The following is a 15,716-nucleotide window of genomic DNA, read 5'->3' on the forward strand; positions in this document are numbered from 1 at the left end:
GCTTATTACGGTTTCGTTACACGGCACGCAATGGCTCCCACTCCCCCACGGATTCAGTTCGACCGCCAATTCGATGCCCAGACCGGTCAGGCCGTCGCTGTGGCAGAGGGCATAGTTCGGGTAACCGCACCCAATCCATCCCCCTACACCTTCACCGGCACCAACAGTTTTATTGTGGGACACCAGAGGCTTGCGGTGATCGACCCAGGACCAGAGGACGAGGCACACGAGGCCGCGTTGACCGCCGCCATAGGCGAGCGGCAGGTGACAGCAATTCTGCTCACGCATACCCATCGCGACCACAGCGCATTGGCCAAAACACTTGGCCGGCGGCTGGGTGCCCCGCTGTGGTTTGGCGGACAGCACCGCCTCTCGCGTCCCTTGCGCCGATTCGAGGTCAATCCGATCCGGCGCTCATGTGACTGGGATCTCGTGCCGGACCGGGTACTCACCGACGGCGCGCTCGTTGAATTGGGGGACATGGTTCTGCGGGTGCACGCCACGCCGGGCCACTGCGCAAATCATCTGGCTTTCGGCGTGGCGGACGGCGATGTGCTGTTTTCCGGCGACCATGTCATGGGCTGGAATTCCACACTGGTTTCCGTGCCAGATGGTTCGATGGCGGACTATTTTGCCTCGCTGGACAAGGTCATCGCCCTGCCCTACCGCCGCTATCTGCCCGCGCATGGAGGTGAGATTGCCGATGGGGTGGCCCATGCGGCAGCGCTCAAGGCGCATCGTGAGATGCGCAACCAGCAGCTGCTCGATGCCGTGAGCGCAGGGGCGCGAACCCTTGGCGCAGTGGTCGATGCTATCTATCCGCGCCAGCCCGCCAAAGTGCGGATGGCGGCCCGCATGACCATGAAGGCGCATGTGGAATATCTGCAAGCGCAGGGGCAGCTGCGGGCGACGCGGGGCCTGTTTGGGAGGCGATTGGAATTGGCCTGAGGGCAGCAGACGCCGGAGTGATCGCCTCTTCCCTAATGGAGAGGCGGCACCGGCTGATACTCACCCGTTCCGCTGAAACCCTACGCCACCCTCGCGCCCGGTCTGTCCCCGGTGGCGCAGCATGTGATCCGCAAGGACCAAAGCCATCATGGCTTCGCCCACCGGCACGGCGCGGATCCCGACGCAGGGGTCGTGGCGGCCCTTGGTGATGATGTCGACATCTTCATTGGCCGTGGTGACCGTCTGGCGCGGGGTCAGAATGGACGAGGTCGGCTTGACCGCAAATCGACACACGATCGGGTCGCCATTGGAGACACCGCCCAGGATGCCGCCGGCATGGTTGGAGAGAAAATAGGGCTTGTCCTCGCCCGAGCGCATCTCATCGGCGTTATCAACACCGGTCAGGCTCGCGGCCTCGAAACCAGCGCCGATTTCCACCGCCTTGACCGCGTTGATGCTCATCATGGCCGAGGCCAGATCGGCGCTGAGCTTGCCGTAGATCGGCGCGCCCCAGCCAGATGGAACACCTTCGGCCACGACCTCGATGACCGCGCCCACCGAATTGCCCTCCTTGCGCAGCGCGTCGAGATAATCGGCCCACAGGAGTGCCGCCTTGGCGTCGGCGCAGAAGAAGGGATTCTCATCGACCAGCGCCCAATCGAAATTGGCGTAATCGATCTTGTGTGGGCCCATCTGGACCAGGCTTGCACGAATTTTGACACCTGACAGAACCTGCCGCGCCACGGCCCCGGCTGCCACGCGGGCAGCGGTCTCGCGCGCAGAAGTGCGGCCACCGCCGCGATAATCGCGGATGCCGTATTTCTGGTCATAAGTGTAGTCGGCATGCCCGGGACGATATTTGTCGCGGATCTCCGAATAATCCTTGGAGCGCTGATCGGTATTTTCGATCATCAGCGAAATCGGCGTGCCGGTGGTGCGGGGGCCGTCGGTGCGTTCATCCTCGAACACGCCTGAGAGGATTTTCACCTCATCGGCCTCGCGCCGCTGCGTGGTGAATTTGGATTGTCCCGGCTTGCGGCGGTCGAGATCGCGCTGGATCATCTCGGGGGTGAGGGCGATGCCCGGCGGGCATCCGTCGACCACGACCCCCAGCGCTGGCCCATGGCTTTCGCCCCAGGTGGTGAAACGGAAAAGATGCCCGAACGTATTGAAAGACATGGCGCGGCCCCGTGGTTGCCAGCGTTCTAGGCAGGCCGAGGCGTCAGGTCAATCGACCGGTTCGTCCCAGGTGTTCTCGGCCGCATGCAGCGTCATCCGGCCACCGGAAAAATGGGCAATCACACCCTGCGGCGGCGGCCAGTTGAGCACATCGCCGCGCGGCGTGCCCTCGACAAGGTGCCGCAGCACGCGCAGCACACCGCCATGGGCGACGACCACAGCGTGATGGGTCAGTTCGCGGGCGAAGTCGAGCAGGCGAGCGGCGACATCGTCATAGTTCTCGCCGTTTTCGGGGCGGAAGCGCCAATAGCTCTCGTCGCGTTCGCCGGGCGCGAGGGCGGAATGCTCACGGGCAATCTCGGCGTGCAGGCGCCCTTCGAAATCGCCGAAGGAAATCTCGATCAGCCGCTTGTCGTGAATGACCGGCGGCAAATCGATATCGAAGGCGGCACGCATGCGGTCCATGGTTTCGGACGCCCGGCTCAGCGGGGATGCAAACCAGTTCAGCGAGGCGGGGTCAACACCGTCGCGTTCCAGCAGGTCGCGCAGCAGCAGGCCATTGGCGTCGGCTTGCAACTGGCCGGTGCGGTTGAGCGGGATATCCCGACTGCCCTGATAGCGCTGTTCGCGGTTCCAGTCGGTTTCGCCGTGGCGCGCGAAATAGAAATCTGGCCAGGAAGGGGCAGTCATGGACACTTCCGCGCCAAAAGGCACGGCCTTTGTTCGTCTGGAGTCTGTGGCTTGCTTGTGGCACACCCTAGACCGCCCAAGCAAGCGCAACGCCCTCATAGCTCATCTGTTTTGGAGTTCTGACATGCCCCTCACCGCCACCCAAATTCGCGATGCTCTGATCGGAATTGTCGGGAGCGATGGGGTTGTGACCGACACGGACAAGATGGGTGCCTGGCTCAACGAGCCGCGCAAGCGCTTCCACCAGACCGCTTCGGCGATCGTAATGCCGCCCAGCGTGGAAGCAGTTCAAAAAGTGATGGCGTGGGCCAACCAGAACCATGTCGGCATTGTTCCGCAGGGCGGCAATACCGGGCTGGTCGGTGCGCAGGTGCCGCTTTCGGGTCGCGAGGTGATCCTGAGTCTGCACAAGCTCGATCGCATCCGCTCGATAAATGCGGGTGCCGGTGTGATGACCGCAGAAGCCGGGGTGATCCTTGAGAACGCTCACAAGGCGGCAGAAGCCGAGGGGGCGATGTTCCCGCTCTGGCTGGCGTCACAAGGCTCGGCACGGATTGGCGGCGTGCTGTCCTCCAATGCCGGGGGCGTCAACGTATTGGCCTATGGCAATGCGCGCGAACTGACCATGGGGGTCGAGGCCGTGCTGGCGGATGGGCGGCTCTATCGGGGGCTCAACGCGCTCAAGAAGGACAATACCGGCTATGACCTCAAGGATCTTCTGGTGGGCGCGGAGGGCACGCTCGGCATCATCACGGCTGCAAGCCTGAAGCTCTATCCCCTGCCCCAGGACTATGAGACGGCCATCGTCAACGTGGCCTCTCCCGAAGCGGCACTGGAATTGTTTCAGCTGATGCGTGAACGCGTTGGCTCGCGCCTCAACGCGTTCGAACTGATCCCCTGGATTGGGCTCGACATCCAGCTTCGCCATGGCATGCTGGACAAGGACCCGACCGCGAGCGCTTCGCCCTGGTATGCCTTGATCGAATTGACCCGTATGGCCGGCACGGAGCCGGGCGCCCTGCAGTCGGCGCTGGAGGCGGCTTTCGACAAGACGCTCATTTCCGACGCGGTAATGGCCGAGGCCCTCGCTGACCGCACCCGCATGTGGGCATTCCGCGAGCAGATGAGCGAGTGCCAGAGCCGCGAAGGCGCCTCGATCAAGCACGATGTTTCAGTGCCCATTGCTGCTGTGCCGGCGCTGATTGCCGAGGGATCGGCAGCGGCAGAAGAATTCGCGCCCGGCATTCGCCCCGTGCCCTTCGGTCATATGGGGGATGGCAATATTCACTTCAATTTCTCGATGCCCGTCGGCGCCGATCCCAAGGCCTTCATGGCGGAGTATGACGAGGCCATGCACGAGATCATCTATGAGGTGGTGCTCAAACTGGGCGGCTCGGTCTCGGCCGAACATGGCATCGGACAGCTTAAAACAGAGCTGCTGCGACAGGTTAAGGATCCAGTGGCGCTTGAGATGATGCGGGCAATCAAGACGGCGCTGGACCCGAACGGGATTCTCAATCCGGGGAAATTGCTGGGTTAGCCGCGCCGCCGGTCACTTGCGTGTGCCTTCTTGCACCTCCCTCCCGCCCGGACCATGTCTGGGCGATGCTGCTCAAAGACATACAATTCCTCGACGACGCTACGCGTCCTGCCATTCCCAAGCTTGACGGTGTGACCGAAGCGCAAAAGGCGCCGGGCGAGCATTTGAGGATGATTCATGATCATTTGCGCGAGAACATGGTGGTGCTCGGCCGGCTGATCGAACGCGCCTCCCAGGGCAAAGCGACGGCCGAAGAGATTCAGGCCGAAACCGAAGAGCTGGTGATGGTGTCCAATTACCGGCGCTTCGGCACGTTGTGCGGGCAGTATTGCCAGTTCGTGCATGGCCACCACTCGATTGAGGACTATGCCATCTTCCCCGGCATTGCCGCACAAGGGCCGGCGTTCAAGGCCATTGCTGACCGGCTGCAGGCCGAGCATGTGGTAGTGCACCAATTGCTCGAGCGCCTGATTGACGCGCTGATTGCCCTGGCCGATGCGCCGGGGCCATCCAATTTCGAGGATGCCGTGACCGTGTTCCGGGCGCTGGAAAAAGTGCTGCTCAGCCACCTCCACTACGAGGAAGAATCCATCGGCGACGCACTGGGCTATTTCGAGATCGGGGTTTAGGGGGCAAGGGCACGGGCCGAATTTGTTCTTCTCCCCCTCGGGGAGAGGAACAGAACGGGGGCTCAGAACAGATCCATCTGCCCGCCGCCGCCGGCGGCCTTCTTCGGCTTGGGCTTTTCCACCGGCGGCTCCTGCCTTGCCAGGTCCACCGGCTCGATCAGGCCGGGATCATCGTCGCGGGCGGAATTGACCCTGGTCGAGACGGGATGGAACTTCAGCGCACCATCCTCGAGCGGCAGCGCCATCTGAACCGCCTCATGCGCGCGCACGTCGCGGACATTAAGCCAATCGTCTTGCTGCTGCTCCGTCAGCAGGATCGCGGGCATGCGGTCATGGATTTGTGAAAGCTGAGGATTGGCGGCGACGGTAATTGTGGCCACTGAATCGATCTCTTCACCATTGGGGCCCATCCAGACCGAGTAGAGCCCGGCCAGCGCCATGGGCTGCCCATCTGTGCGGGTGATGTAGTAAGGCTGCTTCCTCTTGTCCGGGCCGGTGTGCCACTCATAATAACCGCTTGCCGGGACGAGGCAGCGGCCATGCCTGACGCGGTCGCGGAAGGCAGGCTTCTCGGCCATGCTTTCGGCGCGGGCATTGACCAGAAGCGGAAATTCGCGCGGGTCCTTGACCCAGTGGGGCACAAAGCCCCAGCGCGCAAAATGCGCCTCGCGGCGGCCTTCCGCTTCCCAAATGGCGGCAATAGGCTGGGTGGGCGCGATGTTGTAGCGCGGCACGATCTCGATGCTGTTCAAAAGCTTGAACAGCTCAACCATCATTTCGGGTGGTAAGGTCGAGGCGTAGCGGCCGCACATGGCGTGTCTCCTTTACTCTGGCAGAGGTAAGCTCTTGGAACACGAATCGCAAACCGGCTTGTCATGACCGACCTCCCCAATGCTGCCAGCGTTGCCCTTGTCCGAGACGGCAAGGTGCTGGTGATCAAGCGCGCACTCGCGCCCTACCAAAATCTCTGGACCTTTCCGGGTGGCCGTATGGACCCCGGAGAAACAGTGGAGCAATGCGCGGTCCGCGAGGTGCAGGAGGAACTGGGCCTTACCATTCGCAATCCACGCCATGCCATGACCCAATCGCTGGGCCGCGACGGCACCTATCGCCTGGCGGTCTTTGCCACCACCGACTTCTCGGGCGTCATCCGCCCTTCGGAGGAGATCAGCGATCACAAATGGGCCGACCCGGGCATGCTCCCTGCGCTGCGAACCACCTCAAGGCTCGATGACGTGATCAGAGAGTGCTTCAAGGTTTTAGGGCAAAGCTGGTAGAAGGCGGACATGGACGAGTTGAACCCACGCGATGCTGCCCGCGGCCCCACCCCACCCTCAATCCCCTCCCCCTTGTGGGGCAGGATCATGGGTGGAGGTTCTCGCCTCCACGGATTGCTTGGTGGGATAGCGGTCGTCCTCATGCTTGCATCTCCCGCTCACGCCATTGACCCGCTTTATCAGCGACAGATGGAGAGGCTGACCGAGATCATGGGCAGTCTCTATTTTCTCGAACCGCTGTGTAAAACGGGCACCGAGGACTGGCGTGCCCAGGCGGCGGAGCTGATTGCGCTGGATGAACCGGACGATGACCGCAGGCAGCGCCTGGCCGGGGCCTTCAACACCGGCTATTCCGCCTTTTCCCGGCTGCACCGGCAATGCACGCCATCCTCGCGTGCGGCACTCGCACGACTTCTGGAAGAGGCACAGAAGCTGGCGCGGGAGATCCACACGCGCTTTGCCGAATAGGCCCAGGGAAGGGTCCACGTAATTGCGCACTCGCTGTTAACCTTCGGCTTACTTCCTCCGTACGGGGAGCGTCGAGGCGTGCTATGCCCGCATCATGAGCACGTCCAAGTCCATTTTTTCGCCCGCATCCGGGATCGGCCCGTTCGACCGTAGCCAGTCGGAACGGCAGCTTGCGCTTGAATATCTGGCGGAGGCGTGGAACAGCGCCGAGGAAGACGGGCTGGAATCCGCCTCTCTGGCGCATGCCTCCCTGTTTGCCGCGCTCGCGACCTTCGTGAAAATGCACGGCGATGAAGCTACAGCTGACCTGGTCGCGCTGCTTCCTGAGCGTATCCGCAATGGCGAATACAATCTGGACCGGATTCTGCAGTAGCGATCTGCCACCAGGCAGTTTAGCCGTTGCTGCTGCCAGCCAGATAGAAGATCGTGCCGCCGATGGCGATGAACAGCACGACGAAGATCGCGATGCGGATGATGCTGGTATAGCCGCGGCCAAACGCTAAACGTTCGGCCGGGCCCTGTCCGCTCTCGGTGATGTAGCGGTCGGTCTCTGACCTGACTTCGCCATTATGGTTGCTGTTCATCGGCCGGATCCATCAGTTCTTTGCGTCGACGCCGCCACTGCTGAGCGAGGCGTAACGCAAGGTCAGGGGCTGAATTTGCGTGTCCAGCCATTCGGCCATGGCCAATTCCTCGTCGAGATTGGCCTGCAGGAGCGAGACGGCCTCGGCTTCACCACTTCCTTCGGCCAGCGCCACCAGCGACTTGTAGGCGGCAATCTCATAGTTTTCGAAGGCGAAGTTGGCGAAGCTGTTCTTGATGATCTCATCTGGCGCCATTGTGTGCCCAATGGCTGCAATGGAGCCGGCCATGCTCAGAGCCGTGTCCTTGAGAGCAGAACGGTCCCCGTCGACGCGCTCCAGCAGCTGGTCTAGACGATCAATCTGCCTTTCGGTCTCGGCAATATGCTGCTCTATCCGCTCGGCTACTTCGGGATAATGCTCGATCCGCTTCACCTGGGGGCGCAGGATCGACAGCGCCTGATTTTCCATGGCGTGGGCGTTGCGCAGACCAGTAATGTAAATGTCCTGGGTATTGGGCATTGAAACTCTCCGATCAAATGCCCGCCTAACGCAATAACCCAGCGATAAGCTCCATCACCATGTGCCCGGCAGCCGGGTTGGCCGCGATGACCTAGGTTCTGCCAGGCGACAGCGACTCGAGGAAATTCATCGGCTGGCCCTTTGCCGGCGTCACTAGCTCGCCCTCCCACATCACTGTGTTGCCGCGCACGATGGTGCCAACGGGCCAGCCGGTGACAGTGACCCCGTCATAGGGTGTCCAGCCAGCGCGGCTCTTTATCCAATCATTGGTGATGGTTTCGCGCCGCTTCATGTCGACAATGGTCAGGTCGGCATCATAGCCCACCGCGATACGGCCCTTGCCGGCGATGCCGAACAGCCGGTTGGGGCCATGGCTGGTCATGTCGACAAAGCGCTGCAGGGTGAGCCTGCCCCCGTTGACATGGTCAAGCATGATCGGGACAAGGGTTTGAACCCCGGTCATCCCCGAATGGCTCTGTGGGTATGGATGGTCCTTTTCCTCGCGCGTATGCGGCGCGTGATCGGAACCAAGAATATCGGCCACACCATTGGCAACGCCCTTCCAGATACCCTCGCGATGCGCCTTGTCGCGCACCGGCGGGTTCATCTGCGCATATGTTCCCAAACGGTCATAGGCGGTTTCGTCTAGCGTCAAATGGTGCGGGGTGACCTCGACGCTCGCCACATCCTTGTGATCGGCAAGGTAGACGATTTCTTCCTTGGTCGAGATATGCAGCACGTGGATGCGCTTGCCAGTCTTGCGGGCCAGGTTGACCAGCCGCGTGGTGCAGCTCATGGCGACTTCGGGCGAGCGCCAGACAGGATGGCTCGATGGGTCGCCTGGTACACGCAGACCCTTGCGCTCTTCGAGCATGAATTCGTCTTCTGAGTGAAAGGCAGCGCGGCGGGAAATGGCGTTGAGGATCGCTTCCACCCCGGCATCGTCCTGCACCAGCAGCGAGCCGGTGGAGGAGCCCATGAACACTTTGACGCCCGCACAGCCCGGCAGCTTTTCCAGCATGGGCAGCTCAGCCACATTGTCGTGGGTGCCGCCGACATAGAAGGCGAAGTCGCAATGCATGCGGTTGGTGCCCGCCGCGATCTTGGCCTCGAAGGTCTCGCGGGTGGTGGTCAGCGGATTGGTATTGGGCATTTCGAACACACCCGTCACCCCGCCCATGACGGCGCCAAGCGAGCCGCTTTCAAGGTCTTCCTTGTGCGTCAGACCGGGTTCACGGAAATGCACCTGGGTGTCGATGACACCGGGTAGGATATGCAGGCCCTTGCAGTCCACGATGTCGGCGGCGCTGCCGTCCACGGTGCCGAGCGCGACGATTTTCCCGTTCTTGACGGCGATATCGGCCTGGCCCTCGCCATCCTGGTTCACAACGGTCGCATTCTTGAAAATCGTGTCGTACTGCGCCATGTCTTCCGTCCCGCCTGTCTGGTTTTGTAAGCCGCGTCATGTGACCAGTCGGACATACCGGACGGGCATCCGAAGAGGCAAGCCACATGAGCATCCATCTGCGTGCCGACCGCGCCCTGTTCCGCTTTTCTGGCCCCGAGGCGCATCGGCTTCTCAATGACGTTGTCACGGGTGAAATTCCCAGCACCGGCGATGGCATCGGGGAGCTGGCCGCGGCCTGGGCGCTGCTGTCGCCCCAGGGCAAGATCCTGGCCGAAGGTCTGGCAGGATTTGCCGAGGATGCGCTCTGGCTCGATGTCCACCAATCCGTGGCCGACGACTTTTTCAAGCGCATGAAAATGTACCGCTTGCGCGCCCAGGTGGTGATCGACGACCTGCGTGAGACCCATCGCGTTGGATTTGCACAAGGCGAGGAGCCCCAAGGCCTTCGCCACACGGATCGGCTGGGTCCGCTCGGCATGGGGTGGCGCGCCATTGCACCGGTCGAGGCCACCAGCGACTGGGTGCAGGACGACACATTCTATCAGGACCAACGCATTGCCACGGGTATCGCTCATCAAGGCAACGACTTTCCCGCCAATGAAGTCTTCGCCCACGATATCGGCATGGACCTGCTCGACGGCATCGACTTTGCCAAGGGCTGCTATGTAGGCCAGGAAGTGGTGAGCCGCATGAAGCATCGCGGTACGGCGCGACGGCGGCCGGTGATCGTCTCCGGTATTGAAGCCCCGGCCGGGAGCGCTGTCGTTGCCGATGGCCGCGAAGCGGGGACCATCGGCCAGGTGGTGGATGGCAAGTCCGTCGCCATTGTGCGGCTCGACCGAATCACCGATCTCGAAGGGGTGACCGTGGCCGGCAAGCCCGTGCAGATCGCATTGCCGGGCTGGGCAAACTATCAATATGGCGGGCCAGAGACGGACGAGTAGCCAAAGTTCTCGAATCGGCCTCATCTGCTAAGGTCAGCGTCAACAGTCTGCTAACCAATTCGTACCTGATGTCCCGCCAAAGCAACCGGGCCTGGCAGCGCATGCTGTCTGGCCGCCGCCTCGATATTCTGGACCCCTCGCCCGTCGATGTGGAGCTTTCCGACATCGCGCACGGATTGGCGCGGGTGGCCCGCTGGAACGGGCAAACCATTGGCGACTATCCCTTTTCCGTCGCGCAGCATTCGGTGCTGGTGCTGGAACTTTTCCGCGCCGCCAATCCGGATGCCGCGCCGGTCGCGCAACTGCAGTGCTTGCTGCATGACGCGCCCGAATATGTGGTCGGTGACATCATCTCGCCGTTCAAGGCGGTGATCGGCGGCAGCTACAAGGAGGTCGAAAAGGGCCTGCTGGCGGCGATTTTCCTGCGCTTTTCCCTGCCGGCCACGATGCCGGCCGCCGTCAACAGATTGGTAAAAAAGGCCGATCAGGAGGCAGCTTTCTTCGAGGCCACCAATCTGGCCGGTTTCGATCCGCCGGAGGCGCGGCGGCTGTTCGGCGTGCCCAGCCAGTCTGCTTTCGATGTGGACGCGTTTGACCGGCTGATCCGCCCCTGGCCGACGCAACAGGCACATGAGCGTTTTATTGCCGCATTCGAGGCCATCAGCAGCGATATTTCTGCGGCCTGAACGGCTTGTACAAATTAACCTTAGGTTAAGATTCGCGGTGCGCTGAGGGCACTTCATGGTTACTGATCCATTAAAGCACCTGTGCCGAAGTGGAACAGTCTGGAGCGCCTGCCATGAACCTGCCGACTCGCCAAATGCTGTTGGGCATGACCCTGGGTGCCGTCTGTGCCACTGCGATCGCCGCTATCGGTCCGGGCTATGTGGTGGACGCCTTCGCCGACGAAATGCCGGCGGGCTTCGACACTGACAAGCTGGTGAAGTTCGATGACCGCACCTATGAGGTCGAGTATGCCGACTGGGTCTCTACCGATCCGATATCGAGCACGACGGTGACCAAGATCGAAGGCGGACGAGTCAGCCGTGTCAGCATCACGACCACGGCGACGGGCACCTATTCGACCGACGGACTAACGTCCAGGCACGTCCAATATCCCGGCATCGAAGTCACCGAGGTGGTTCCGTGGTGGCGCCAGAACCACGTACGTTTCTGGACCAATGGGCGCTGGTACAGCTTGTCCACCCGTGCCGGCAATTCCTTCATCCACCTCAGCGGTCCCGCCCTGCCCTAGTGTTCGGCGTCGGTTACCCAAACAGCCAGCCACGCTTGAACTTGTAGAACACGTGCAGCCCGATCTGGGTGACCTTGGTCATGCGCGGCGCCCAAGCGGGCCGCACATAGGTCGCGTGGTAGTGGGTCGCGTCGCCCACTTCGGTGAGGTAGAGCTCGCCGCTCGTGACCTTGGCCGCAATTTCCTCGGCCTGGTCCCAAGGCCGGCGCTCGGTGACTGTCTCGGGAATGCCATCACAGGCAAAGGAGAACTGGCAGGCATTGCGGCGATTCTGGTTCTGGAACACGACGCCGCAGATGGTGTCGGGATAGCGGTGATCCTTGACGCGATTGAGAATGACCTGGGCCACGGCGACCTGGCCGCGATAGACTTCCCCGCGCGCCTCGAAATAGATGGCTGTGGCCAGGCACCAGAGTTCCTTGTCTGACAGACCGGCCATAGGCTCGCCTTGAAGCTCGGTGACCGTGGCGGGTGCACTGGCGCGGGCATAGGCCAGTTGCTCGGGCACGGACACCGGCAGGGTGACGTCGGCGAGGGTCTCGCCTTCGGCCTTGGGGGCGACACTTGCGATAGCGTCAAGCGCAGCTGCCGCGTTGGGGTGCAGCGACGCTACCGAAATGCGCGGACCGGCGTCGGTTGCGTCGCTTTCACCCACCCCGGCTATGCTGGATTGCCCAAAGGCAGCCGGATCTGCAGGTGCGCGCAGGGCCGCAATCTGCAGTCGGGCCTGTTCAAAGCTTCTGGAGATTGCCAGGGCATCCACCGCGGGGCGCACCCGGTCAGTCTTCAGTGCCCTGTTGGGGCCGGTGAAGCTGGCGGTTTCAAAGAGATGGTCGACGGAGCCGGTGATGATGGGATCAACGCCAGAATAGCTGAGGCTGGCTTGAGCAATCTCGATGGGCTGGGTGTGGCCGGGCAAGCCCGCAGTGCCTAGAGGCGCCGAACCGGGCCCGAATGCCGCGCCAGCCAGGCCTATATAAGCAACAGGGGCCACAAGCAGGATCGCAATCGTCCTTGCGACAACAACTATTCGGCTAACCGCTCTGACCGGGCGCTTGGACGCGGCCGGCCGGTGGGAAAGGGCCATAAACTCTACTCAACGCTACGCAACACAACTCAAGCCCGGCAAATGTGACGCTCAAATGCCGACAGTCGTGATGATCGGTTATTAAGGTTAGCGCTGAGTAAATGGGGTTCGAGGCACGCAGAGGGCGCGTTTATGGCCACCCTGCGGCAAGGGGTGCGACAAAGTGTTTCGTGATGGAACTATTGCCCGCAAGCTGCAATGACGGGGGCGACTTCATCGGCGAAGTCGGCAACGCGGAAGCGGACAGAGAGCGAACGGGTGGTGGCTGGGGTCACCCGAACGGTCAGATTGGTCGCGCCGATCAATCCGTCCAGGAATGTGCGCGCATCCCGCGTATTGTCGATCAGGATCGCCGTATTGTCTTCGTTGACGGGCAGGGTCGAGCTTCTGGCGCGCTGCAGGTCATATTGCAGAGTAATGCCCGTATCTCTGCCAAGCGCAGACATGGAATTGCCGGCAAAACCGAAGGCGACCTTCAGAATATCAGCTTCACAGAAGACTGTAATGGTCGCCGGGGCACGGCCAGTGGGGCGGGCGGGAATGAGCTGCTCGGATTGCAGGGTAACGCCGGTCGCTTCGGGAACCACGCCACCGGGACGGAAAATCTCGTCGTAGCAAACCAGGCGCTCGGCATCGTTGTCGATGGGCGCACATTGCGCACCCGATTGCGCCAAAGCTGGCTGCATTAGTCCAAAAAGCACTGGCAGCGCCAGAAAGAGTGCAAAACTTCTCACGAACGCAGGGCCCTTCCCCTCTGTCCCGGCACGTTGCGGCCGGTTCTGTCATACATCGCATATAGGTATGCGATGGCAGCTATTTAAGCCGAAGCCTGCGCCAAGGTCAGCCGGGCTACCGGTACACGATAGGGTGAGCAACTGACATAGTCGACGCCCAAACCGGCAAAGAAGCGCAGGGAGGCGGGATCGCCCGCGTGTTCCCCACAAATGCCAACCTTGAGGCGTGGATTGGCGGCCCTGCCCCGCGCAATGGCAATAGCGATCATTTCCCCCACGCCCTTTTCATCAATGGTCACGAAGGGATCGCGCTCATAAATGCCCTTGCGCTGATAGGCGGCAAGAAAGGCCGGCGCGTCGTCGCGCGAAATACCAAAGGTGGTCTGGGTCAGATCATTGGTGCCGAAGGAGATGAAATCAACCATGGAGGCGATGTCGCCTGCCCGCAGGCAGGCCCGCGGCAATTCGATCATGGTGCCAAAGGAAACGCGGATGCGATCGGTGCGGCCCATGCCGGCATTGTCGAGGATGGTAGTGATCCGCTCACGCACCCAGGAGACCTCGGTAGCCGTGGAGACGAATGGCACCATGACCTCGACGACGACCGGCTGCTTCTGAGTTTCGCTGGCGGCCCTAGCCCCGGCAACCACCGCCTGCATTTGCATTTGCAGTATTTCAGGGTAGGTGATGGCCAGTCGGACCCCACGATGGCCCAGCATCGGGTTGATCTCGGCAATGCGTTCAAGCCGCAGGCGCAAGGCTCGCACGGCGACGCCGAGGGAGGCGGCCGTCTCCTCGATTTCCTCGTCAGTCCGCGGCAGAAATTCATGCAACGGCGGATCGAACAGGCGCACGGTGACCGGCAGGCCCTGCATGGCCGAAAACAGGGCCGAATAGTCGCCAGTCTGAAAATCGATCAGTCCGGCAATGGCGCGGGAGCGGGCGTCCTCGTCCTCGGACAGAATCATGCGCCTGAGCGCCACCATACGCTCGGGCGAGAAGAACATATGTTCGGATCGGGCCAGGCCAATGCCTTCGGCACCGAAGCTCAGCGCGGTCTGCGCCGACTCGACCGTTTCGACATTGGTGCGCACGGAAATTTTGCGGCTGGCGTCCGACCAGCCCAGAAGTGTGCCGATGGCCCCGCCGATCTGGGGCTGCGCCAAAGGGAGATTGCCGAGATAAACGGCGCCATCGGTGCCATCGATGGTGAGCCGGTCGCCTGCGTGGAAGGTCCTGTCACCGATGCGGCAGACCATCTCAAGCGTATCAACAGTCAGGCTGCGCACCCCGGCGACGCAGGGCTTGCCGGTGATACGGGCGATAACGCCGGCATGGCTCGACATGCCGCCGCGGGCGGTGAGAATACCGGTGGCGGCCTTCATGCCCTCAATGTCGGCCGGACCGGTCTCGTTGACCACCAGGATGCAATGCTTGCCGCGGGCCCGCAGGCGCGCCGCGTCGTCAGGATTGAAGGTGATGATGCCGCTGGCCGCGCCAGGGGAGACGCCCAGGCCCATGGCTATTGGGGTCGCCTCCTCGGGTGCTTTTAGCCGTGGATGCAGCATCAGGGCCAGCCGGCTGGGATCCACGCGCGAAACGGCGCCATGCGGGGTCCAGACCTGGCGTTCCACCCGTTCCACGGCGGCCTGCAGTTCCGCGCCGGCGCTGGCCTGAACCGGGCGGGCCGAAAGGAATGTCACCTTGCCCTTGTTGATAGCGACAAGGCACGCCATATGCCGCCCCGCCTTGGCGTCAAGCAGTTCAACCAGCGCCCCGACACCTTCGGGCAGGCGCGGCAGCGGGCTGCCGTTGAGTGGTGCTGGCCCCAGGGCACCGGTTGTGGCGTTGCGGGTGAGGAACTGTTCGATGTCGCCATCGGCCACTGCCTGCACCAGCACGATCTGGCGAGCGCGATCATCTTCATTGCGCGGGGCGATCCAGCCGCCGCCGAAGAAGCCGTAGCTCTCAAACGCCTGTTTGATCGCCTTGGCCAGCGGCCGGGTGGGATCAACCGAGTCTTCAGGCGCGGTGGGTGCGGCGATGCCCAGCCGGGCTGGAGCCAGACCGCTATTGTGCGAAGAAGCCGATGTGCGCACCACCAATTGGGGCGGCGGCCCATCCTTGGCCACAAGCTTGTAGAGGCAGGCGACCCAATGGGTGCGCAGGCGCGTGTCTCGGCGGGTGCGTTCGGCCTGCAATTCTTCCCAGGCAGCGCGGGTTATGGCGATGGTTGGAACCGTGGGGAAACCCGCTTCGCCAACGCGGAATATCCAGCGGGACTTGCCGGTGAGCAGTTTGAGCTGACCAGCGCTCAGGTTCGCCTTCCCCGTTGCCGGGGCAATCGCAAACATTTCCTGCGCCAAACTCACCTGGAACCGTCCCGGTCAAATACTGTGCTGCATATTGCCCATGCCCTGCCCTGCCTGCAACAGCACTTGACTTGCACAAGCC

General features: G+C 62.3%; 18 protein-coding genes. 9 read left to right on the forward strand and 9 right to left on the reverse strand.

Translation table 11 applies throughout. From position 1 onward, the window contains the following. The first annotated feature begins 30 nt into the window (after window positions 1–30). Window positions 31–948, forward strand: a complete 918-nt coding sequence (locus ACE4RL_RS16155) for an MBL fold metallo-hydrolase (RefSeq protein ID WP_375598127.1) — start codon at window positions 31–33, stop codon at window positions 946–948. Window positions 949–1,008: 60 nt separating this feature from the next. Here the strand turns inward: ACE4RL_RS16155 and aroC are convergent, their stop codons facing one another. Further along, window positions 1,009–2,127, reverse strand: coding sequence for a chorismate synthase (gene aroC / locus ACE4RL_RS16160; protein WP_375598128.1), 1,119 nt, complete (start codon window positions 2,125–2,127; stop codon window positions 1,009–1,011). Window positions 2,128–2,175: 48 nt separating this feature from the next. Further along, on the reverse strand, window positions 2,176–2,817 hold the full coding sequence (locus ACE4RL_RS16165) for a histidine phosphatase family protein (protein WP_375598129.1): 642 nt from the start codon (window positions 2,815–2,817) through the stop codon (window positions 2,176–2,178). A gap of 124 nt (window positions 2,818–2,941) precedes the next feature. Between ACE4RL_RS16165 and ACE4RL_RS16170 the strand changes: the two genes are divergently transcribed. Then, entirely contained in the window at window positions 2,942–4,357 is a 1,416-nt protein-coding gene (locus ACE4RL_RS16170; RefSeq protein ID WP_375598130.1) for an FAD-binding oxidoreductase, read from the forward strand. A 65-nt stretch (window positions 4,358–4,422) separates the two neighbouring features. Next, window positions 4,423–4,986, forward strand: coding sequence for a hemerythrin domain-containing protein (locus tag ACE4RL_RS16175; RefSeq protein WP_375598131.1), 564 nt, complete (start codon window positions 4,423–4,425; stop codon window positions 4,984–4,986). A gap of 62 nt (window positions 4,987–5,048) precedes the next feature. Here the strand turns inward: ACE4RL_RS16175 and ACE4RL_RS16180 are convergent, their stop codons facing one another. After that, window positions 5,049–5,798: an SOS response-associated peptidase gene (locus tag ACE4RL_RS16180; protein WP_375598132.1), complete on the reverse strand. Its 750-nt coding sequence runs from the start codon at window positions 5,796–5,798 to the stop codon at window positions 5,049–5,051. A gap of 63 nt (window positions 5,799–5,861) precedes the next feature. On the opposite strand from ACE4RL_RS16180, the gene ACE4RL_RS16185 reads away from it, so the two are divergent. The 3 genes from ACE4RL_RS16185 (at window position 5,862) to ACE4RL_RS16195 (ending at window position 7,104) form a co-directional block, all read left to right on the forward strand. Continuing rightward, a complete protein-coding gene (locus ACE4RL_RS16185) occupies window positions 5,862–6,263 on the forward strand; it encodes an NUDIX hydrolase (RefSeq protein ID WP_375598133.1) in 402 nt (133 codons plus the stop codon). 141 nt (window positions 6,264–6,404) lie between these two features. Next, window positions 6,405–6,731, forward strand: a complete 327-nt coding sequence (locus ACE4RL_RS16190) for a TIGR02301 family protein (protein ID WP_375598134.1) — start codon at window positions 6,405–6,407, stop codon at window positions 6,729–6,731. A 94-nt stretch (window positions 6,732–6,825) separates the two neighbouring features. Beyond that, window positions 6,826–7,104 carry a hypothetical protein gene (locus ACE4RL_RS16195; protein ID WP_375598135.1) on the forward strand — a complete coding sequence of 93 codons (279 nt, stop codon included), beginning with the start codon at window positions 6,826–6,828 and terminating at the stop codon, window positions 7,102–7,104. A 19-nt stretch (window positions 7,105–7,123) separates the two neighbouring features. Here ACE4RL_RS16195 and ACE4RL_RS16200 read toward each other — a convergent pair whose 3' ends face one another. The 3 genes from ACE4RL_RS16200 to ACE4RL_RS16210 form a co-directional block, all read right to left on the reverse strand. After that, complete coding sequence (locus ACE4RL_RS16200; protein ID WP_375598136.1) at window positions 7,124–7,315, reverse strand: hypothetical protein; 192 nt, start codon at window positions 7,313–7,315, stop codon at window positions 7,124–7,126. Between the two features lie 12 nt (window positions 7,316–7,327). Continuing rightward, entirely contained in the window at window positions 7,328–7,834 is a 507-nt protein-coding gene (locus ACE4RL_RS16205) for a ferritin-like domain-containing protein (RefSeq protein ID WP_375598137.1), read from the reverse strand. A gap of 91 nt (window positions 7,835–7,925) precedes the next feature. Next, the gene (locus tag ACE4RL_RS16210) at window positions 7,926–9,260 is read right to left on the reverse strand and encodes a dihydroorotase (RefSeq protein ID WP_375598138.1); all 1,335 of its coding nucleotides are present in this window, start codon (window positions 9,258–9,260) and stop codon (window positions 7,926–7,928) included. Between the two features lie 86 nt (window positions 9,261–9,346). Here ACE4RL_RS16210 and ACE4RL_RS16215 point away from each other — a divergent pair, with 86 nt between their 5' ends. The 3 genes from ACE4RL_RS16215 (at window position 9,347) to ACE4RL_RS16225 (ending at window position 11,441) form a co-directional block, all read left to right on the forward strand. Next, window positions 9,347–10,186, forward strand: coding sequence for a YgfZ/GcvT domain-containing protein (locus ACE4RL_RS16215; RefSeq protein WP_375598139.1), 840 nt, complete (start codon window positions 9,347–9,349; stop codon window positions 10,184–10,186). A 68-nt stretch (window positions 10,187–10,254) separates the two neighbouring features. Continuing rightward, complete coding sequence (locus ACE4RL_RS16220; protein ID WP_375598140.1) at window positions 10,255–10,872, forward strand: hydrolase; 618 nt, start codon at window positions 10,255–10,257, stop codon at window positions 10,870–10,872. A 113-nt stretch (window positions 10,873–10,985) separates the two neighbouring features. Next, window positions 10,986–11,441, forward strand: a complete 456-nt coding sequence (locus ACE4RL_RS16225; RefSeq protein WP_375598141.1) for a hypothetical protein — start codon at window positions 10,986–10,988, stop codon at window positions 11,439–11,441. Between the two features lie 13 nt (window positions 11,442–11,454). On the opposite strand, the gene ACE4RL_RS16230 is transcribed toward ACE4RL_RS16225, so the two are convergent. The 3 genes from ACE4RL_RS16230 to ACE4RL_RS16240 all read right to left on the reverse strand — a co-directional run bounded on the left by ACE4RL_RS16230 (window position 11,455) and on the right by ACE4RL_RS16240 (window position 15,616). Continuing rightward, window positions 11,455–12,360 carry a cell wall hydrolase gene (locus ACE4RL_RS16230; RefSeq protein ID WP_375598142.1) on the reverse strand — a complete coding sequence of 302 codons (906 nt, stop codon included), beginning with the start codon at window positions 12,358–12,360 and terminating at the stop codon, window positions 11,455–11,457. Between the two features lie 347 nt (window positions 12,361–12,707). Further along, complete coding sequence (locus tag ACE4RL_RS16235; protein WP_375598143.1) at window positions 12,708–13,262, reverse strand: hypothetical protein; 555 nt, start codon at window positions 13,260–13,262, stop codon at window positions 12,708–12,710. 83 nt (window positions 13,263–13,345) lie between these two features. Continuing rightward, a complete protein-coding gene (locus ACE4RL_RS16240) occupies window positions 13,346–15,616 on the reverse strand; it encodes a putative PEP-binding protein (RefSeq protein ID WP_375598144.1) in 2,271 nt (756 codons plus the stop codon). Between the last annotated feature and the right edge of the window lie 100 nt (window positions 15,617–15,716).

The sequence above is a fragment of the Devosia polycyclovorans genome (genome assembly GCF_042181575.1).
Lineage (GTDB): Bacteria > Pseudomonadota > Alphaproteobacteria > Rhizobiales > Devosiaceae > Devosia > Devosia polycyclovorans.

Excerpts from the sequence above, each read along its gene's own strand:
- ACE4RL_RS16155 (WP_375598127.1), top strand. The coding sequence starts at position 31 with ATGGCTCCCACTCCCCCACGGATTCAGTTCGACCGCCAATTCGATGCC.
- aroC (WP_375598128.1), bottom strand. The coding sequence starts at position 2,127 with ATGTCTTTCAATACGTTCGGGCATCTTTTCCGTTTCACCACCTGGGGC.
- ACE4RL_RS16165 (WP_375598129.1), bottom strand. The coding sequence starts at position 2,817 with ATGACTGCCCCTTCCTGGCCAGATTTCTATTTCGCGCGCCACGGCGAA.
- ACE4RL_RS16170 (WP_375598130.1), top strand. The coding sequence starts at position 2,942 with ATGCCCCTCACCGCCACCCAAATTCGCGATGCTCTGATCGGAATTGTC.
- ACE4RL_RS16175 (WP_375598131.1), top strand. The coding sequence starts at position 4,423 with ATGCTGCTCAAAGACATACAATTCCTCGACGACGCTACGCGTCCTGCC.
- ACE4RL_RS16180 (WP_375598132.1), bottom strand. The coding sequence starts at position 5,798 with ATGTGCGGCCGCTACGCCTCGACCTTACCACCCGAAATGATGGTTGAG.
- ACE4RL_RS16185 (WP_375598133.1), top strand. The coding sequence starts at position 5,862 with ATGACCGACCTCCCCAATGCTGCCAGCGTTGCCCTTGTCCGAGACGGC.
- ACE4RL_RS16190 (WP_375598134.1), top strand. The coding sequence starts at position 6,405 with ATGCTTGCATCTCCCGCTCACGCCATTGACCCGCTTTATCAGCGACAG.
- ACE4RL_RS16195 (WP_375598135.1), top strand. The coding sequence starts at position 6,826 with ATGAGCACGTCCAAGTCCATTTTTTCGCCCGCATCCGGGATCGGCCCG.
- ACE4RL_RS16200 (WP_375598136.1), bottom strand. The coding sequence starts at position 7,315 with ATGAACAGCAACCATAATGGCGAAGTCAGGTCAGAGACCGACCGCTAC.
- ACE4RL_RS16205 (WP_375598137.1), bottom strand. The coding sequence starts at position 7,834 with ATGCCCAATACCCAGGACATTTACATTACTGGTCTGCGCAACGCCCAC.
- ACE4RL_RS16210 (WP_375598138.1), bottom strand. The coding sequence starts at position 9,260 with ATGGCGCAGTACGACACGATTTTCAAGAATGCGACCGTTGTGAACCAG.
- ACE4RL_RS16215 (WP_375598139.1), top strand. The coding sequence starts at position 9,347 with ATGAGCATCCATCTGCGTGCCGACCGCGCCCTGTTCCGCTTTTCTGGC.
- ACE4RL_RS16220 (WP_375598140.1), top strand. The coding sequence starts at position 10,255 with ATGTCCCGCCAAAGCAACCGGGCCTGGCAGCGCATGCTGTCTGGCCGC.
- ACE4RL_RS16225 (WP_375598141.1), top strand. The coding sequence starts at position 10,986 with ATGAACCTGCCGACTCGCCAAATGCTGTTGGGCATGACCCTGGGTGCC.
- ACE4RL_RS16240 (WP_375598144.1), bottom strand. The coding sequence starts at position 15,616 with ATGTTTGCGATTGCCCCGGCAACGGGGAAGGCGAACCTGAGCGCTGGT.